The organism is Amorphus sp. 3PC139-8, assembly GCF_040750475.1.
GTDB lineage: Bacteria > Pseudomonadota > Alphaproteobacteria > Rhizobiales > Amorphaceae > Amorphus.
The window spans coordinates 1-4,719 of record NZ_JABJVY010000061.1; the positions used below are offsets into that span (position 1 = coordinate 1).

Consider the following 4,719-nt stretch of genomic DNA (forward strand, 5'->3'; position numbering starts at 1 on the left):
GCGCGGTCGGGAGCGTTTTGGGAGGTCATTTTCCCGAGCGAGAAGGCCAGCGTTGAGGCGGCGACCAGCGAGGCGGCATGGGCGTCGGCCTGGGCCTGGCGCGCGTCCAGCAGGCCGGTGTCGGCGGCGGTCGCGTCGGTGATGGTGCCGACCCCGTTGCGATAGGATTCGAGCGCCGCGTCGTAGGTCACGTCGGCCGCCGCCGTCAGCTCGCTCGCCGCGGTGTAGGAGGCGAGCGCGGTGCGCAGCGTGTCGCCGGCGATCACGATCTCCCGCGCCGCGGCGTCCTGGGTCTGGGTGAAGGCCTGCTCGGCCGTCTTGGAAAGCGATTTCGCCTCCTCCAGCTGCGCCTTGCGCAAACCGCCGGAATAGATCGGGATCGCCACCCCCAGCAGCACCCCGGCCGAGGTCGACTGCTGACCCACCCCGGGCAGGCCGCTCACCGAGAAGTTCGTCTTGTCCTGGGCCGCGATGCCGCTCAGATAGACCTTCGGCCGGAACTCCGCTTCCGCCGCACGGATGCCGGCCTCGCTCGCCTTCAGCCGCGAATAGGCGGCCAGCACGTCCGGCCGCTGGGCAAGGGCGGCCTCGATCATCTGTTCGGTCGGTTCCCCGACCGAGCGCGGAAGCCGCCGCCCGGCCACGTCCCCAACCTTGATCTTGGTCATCGGCGACACCCCCATCGCCGCCAGGAGGCCCTGATAGGCGTCGCGCCGCTCGCCTTGAGCTTCCACCAGCCGCAGCTTCGACTGCGCCACCTGCTGGCGCGCCTGGGCCACTTCCACGCTGGTGCCGATGCCGCGCGCCATGCGGCTGTCGGCGGCGTCCTGGATCAGCCGGCTGTTCCTCAGCGCCTGTTCGGCCGCGCGCTCCTGCGCCTGGGTCGCGCCATAGCGATAGTAGGCGGTCGTGACCTCGTAGATCACCTGCTGGTGGGCGCCGGTGAAGTCGACATTGGCGGCGAAGGAGTTGTGGCGGGCCATGTCGGCGTTGGCCCGGCGCTGGCCGAAGTCGAACACCAACCACTCCACCAGAAGCGCCGGCACCACCCCGTTTACGGTGGTGGTGAAGGAGTCGATGCCGGTGATGTTGTCGGGCAGCGGGGTGCGCACCTGCTGGGCCCCGCCGATCACCGTCGCGGTCAATGTGGGCAGGAAGGTCGCCTCCGTCATGCCGACGGCGAGCGCGGCCTGGCGCGCCCGCTCCCAGGCGATCCGGGTCTGGGGGTTGTTGCGCGCGGCAATGTCGATGAGCTCCGGAAGCTCGTAGGTCTTGCCGGCCACCAGTTGCGGCGGCGGCTCCAGCACGCCGGCCGCCGGATTGGCCGGCACGGCGAACTCCCGCGGACCCGACGACGCCGCCCGGCTTTCGTCCCGCCTCCCCTCCGGCAGCAGCGAGGACCCCACGGTCTCCGACGGGGTCCACGGCTCGGAGGGAGACGTCGGCGCAAGCTTCAGCGCATTGTCGGCACAGCCCGCAACCGCCACGGCAACGCCAACCGAACAAAGCAAACACCGAAAAAAAGGGGTGGGATCCCAAGTCATTCAGCTTGCGACCAACGTCTCGATCCGGCCGATGGGACCGCCCCGTTCGCCCGATGCCGTCGGATCGTCCGCCTTTGGCGCCGTTTCCCGATGCGTTCGCTCGAACCGATCCGCCGCCTCCGCCAGGCGTTCAGACAGCGCCGTCAGGTCCCGATCGGAGACGGCGATTTCCGGCCCAAGCTCGCCGGCGGCGGTCACCAGCGCACCCAGGCGACGAACTTCGGCAAGCTCCGGCTGCTGACGACGCGGCTCGAAGGGAAGCAGGAACAGCCCCTCGCGCGCTTCGCCGAGCGCGACGGCGGCAGTGGCGATATCGTCAATGCGGGCGTCCCGCGCCTTGGGGGGAACCGCAGCGGCCCGCGACAGCGCCCGAAGCGCCTCTTCCAGCCGCTCGCGCACGGCAGCGACCGCACTGCGCGGCCAGATCCCGGTGAAGATCACATAGATGATGGTGTTGCCCAAAAGGATGCCGGCGATCCGGTCGCCGGCGTTGCTCAGATCCGTGCTCGGGCCGAAGCCGTTCAGGATCGTCAAGAGGAAGGCGAGCCCGATCTGCACTCCGGCATAGGCGATCCGCTCGCTGCCCGCCGCCACCCAGCCGGCGACCAGGATCCCGGCGAACACCAGCACCATCAACCCGCCGATCGACTGCAACTGGGGGATCACGAAGATCATCGCGGCGACCCCCATGGCCGCGCCGATCAGGCACCCGATGATGCGCAAGGCCAGCTTGTGCACCGTCTCCCCCGTGGTCCCGAGTGCGGCGACATAGCAGGTGATCATGGCGGTATGGATGCCATCCCAGCCGATGCCGGTATAGATCAAGTAGCAGATCAACGCCGCTGCCGTGGTCTTCAGGGCGTAGCGCTGATGATCCGGGTTGGTAAAGGCATCCGCCGCCAGGAAGGGCGGCTTCTTCGGCGTCGGCTTGGCGCCCCCGTCCGGGCCTGCAAGACCGCCAAGCGCCTGCCAGGCCGCCGCTTCGGCCGACGTCGCGGGGGATTCGGCGCGCTCCGGGGCCGACGGCCGCTGCCCGTTCCTCATGGCCAATGCCGCCGCCCGGGTCGCAGCGGCAAGCCGGCTGCGCACGATCACCGCATCGCGGGGAAGTGCAGCCACCGCCACCATCAGCCTGTAGCTGGTCTCCACGGCGCCGGCGAGCCAGGCCGTCCGGGCGGACGGCACGAGATGAAGCATCCGAGCCGTCTGAACCTTCTTGGCCAGGTCGTCGTTGCCTTCGATCAGCAAAGTATTGAGCGCGATGTCATCGTCGGGCTGGTCCAGCGCATCGGCCGCCGCCCTCAGCCGATCCGCCACCCGATCTGCGGCAATGCCCTGCGGCCCGCGCCCGAAGGCAAGCAGGAAGCCGGTCATCACGATCATCGGCATCACCGCCATTTCCCAGGCATATTTCAGGCCTTCCGACCCGACAATGCCGGCCGGAACGTCGCTCGACAGCGTCATGATGAAGGCAATCACCAGCCCTATGATCGCGCCGGTTTCGCCGAGCGAGGTGGCCGAACTCAGATAGAGCGCGATGAAGGTCGCAACCGCCATCACCAGGATGCGCAGGAAGGCGGAGTCCATGGTCGCCGTCATCAGCGGCGCCATGACCGCGACTATCACGGTTGCCAGACCGATCAGGCCGACCGCCTGGCCGATGGTCTCGCTGGAATCCGCCCGCATCAGGAAGATCACCAGATAGCAGCTGATCGCCGCCTCCGGGATCTTGTAGAGCATCGCCGTCGCCGTCACCAAGGCGCATAGGATCGCGATCCGCCAGGTCAGGCCGAAGCGGCCGGGAAACGGGCGAAGATCCCGCAGCGCACGGGCAAAGATATCCGACCAGCCCGCCTCAACAATCGGTGTCATCGTGCACCGTCGCCGTGGCCGAGCCACCCATCCGCATGAGCCGCTCCGGCGGGTCCAGAAGGCGGATCCGCACCGGGAAGCGCTGCGCCACCCGCACCCAATCCAGCGAGCGCGGCACCAAAGGCAGCCCGCTCGGGACGTTGATCATCTGCTCCGAGGTCACCCCCCAACCGGTGCTCGCCACCCGCCCCCGGATCGCCGCGCTGCGGTCGGCCAGCGCATAGACCGTCGCGCAGCTCCCGACGGTGATGCGGCCGAGCTCCGTCTCCACGAAGTTGGCGCTGGCATACCAGGTGGAGGTATCGATCAGCGTGAACACCGTCTCGCCCGGCAGCACGAACTCGCCCGTGCCGACCGACAAGCCCACCACCCGTCCGTCATGGGGCGCGCGCACCACGGTCGCCGCCAGCTCGTGCTCGGCGATCGACAGCGCCGCTTCCCGCGCCCGCACAAGCGCCTGCGCGGCCGCCGGATTGCCGATGAGCGCGTCCGCCGCCTCCGCCTGGCGCTGGGCCTCGCGCAGACTGATCTCCGCGTCGCGCTTGGCGGTCGCCGCCGTGTCCACCTCCTGGGCGCTGACATAGCCTTTCGGCTGCAAGGGCAGGAGCCGGTTCAGCGTATCCGTGGCGTAGGCCAGGTTCTCCTCCGCCCGCTCCACCTGGCCGGTGGCGATCTCCGCGTTGCGCCGTTCCGCCTCGATCTCCCGGCGCCGGTCGGAAAGCGCGGCCTCGGCGATCGCCAGGTCGCCGGCGGCCTGATTGACCGCGAGCTGATAGGATGCCGGGTCGATCCGGAACAGGAGATCGCCTTTCTTGACCGCCTCGTTCTCGGAGACCGGCATCTCCACGATCCGCCCGGACACCGTGGCCGCGATATGGACCACGTCCGCCGTCAACACCGCCTCCTGGGAGAGCGGATTGAGCCGCGCGGTGTGGAGATGGTTCACGACGAGGATGGCGGCCGCGATCACGATCGCCACCGCGACGATGGCGCCGCCGACCTTGGAGGCGTGCACGCGGTCCCCGCTCATCGCCTCACCGCCCGAACGCCAGGGTGGAGATCATCAGGCCCGCGATCGCGGCGATCGCCAGATAGACCAGAAGCCGCGCGGGCAGGATATCGTCGAGGCCGATCTTCACGAAGATCACCCGCACCACGATCGCGATCGCCACCCCGGCGAGCATCGACAGGAGCCAGGAGGGAAAGAACGCCCCCAGAAACGGGATCGCAGGCGCACCCGACGGCACGCAGCCGCCAACCGGACCCGCAAGAACCAGCCCGCCAAAACGAAGCGGTCCGTTCC

General features: G+C 69.1%; 4 protein-coding genes. All 4 read right to left on the bottom strand.

What is annotated here, in order from left to right; translation table 11 throughout:
- Positions 1 to 1,487 (bottom strand): TolC family protein (locus HNS03_RS25490; protein WP_367198851.1); only part of this gene is annotated, 1,487 nt, incomplete at its 3' end.
- A 57-nt stretch (positions 1,488 to 1,544) separates the two neighbouring features.
- Positions 1,545 to 3,416, bottom strand: a complete 1,872-nt coding sequence (locus tag HNS03_RS25495; RefSeq protein ID WP_367198852.1) for an FUSC family protein — start codon at positions 3,414 to 3,416, stop codon at positions 1,545 to 1,547.
- Positions 3,400 to 4,446, bottom strand: a complete 1,047-nt coding sequence (mdtN, locus tag HNS03_RS25500; RefSeq protein WP_367198853.1) for a multidrug transporter subunit MdtN — start codon at positions 4,444 to 4,446, stop codon at positions 3,400 to 3,402. Before mdtN ends, HNS03_RS25495 begins: the two co-directional genes overlap by 17 nt.
- 4 nt (positions 4,447 to 4,450) lie before the next feature.
- The gene (locus HNS03_RS25505) at positions 4,451 to 4,663 is read right to left on the bottom strand and encodes a YtcA family lipoprotein (protein ID WP_367198854.1); all 213 of its coding nucleotides are present in this window, start codon (positions 4,661 to 4,663) and stop codon (positions 4,451 to 4,453) included.
- Positions 4,664 to 4,719 lie beyond the last annotated feature (56 nt).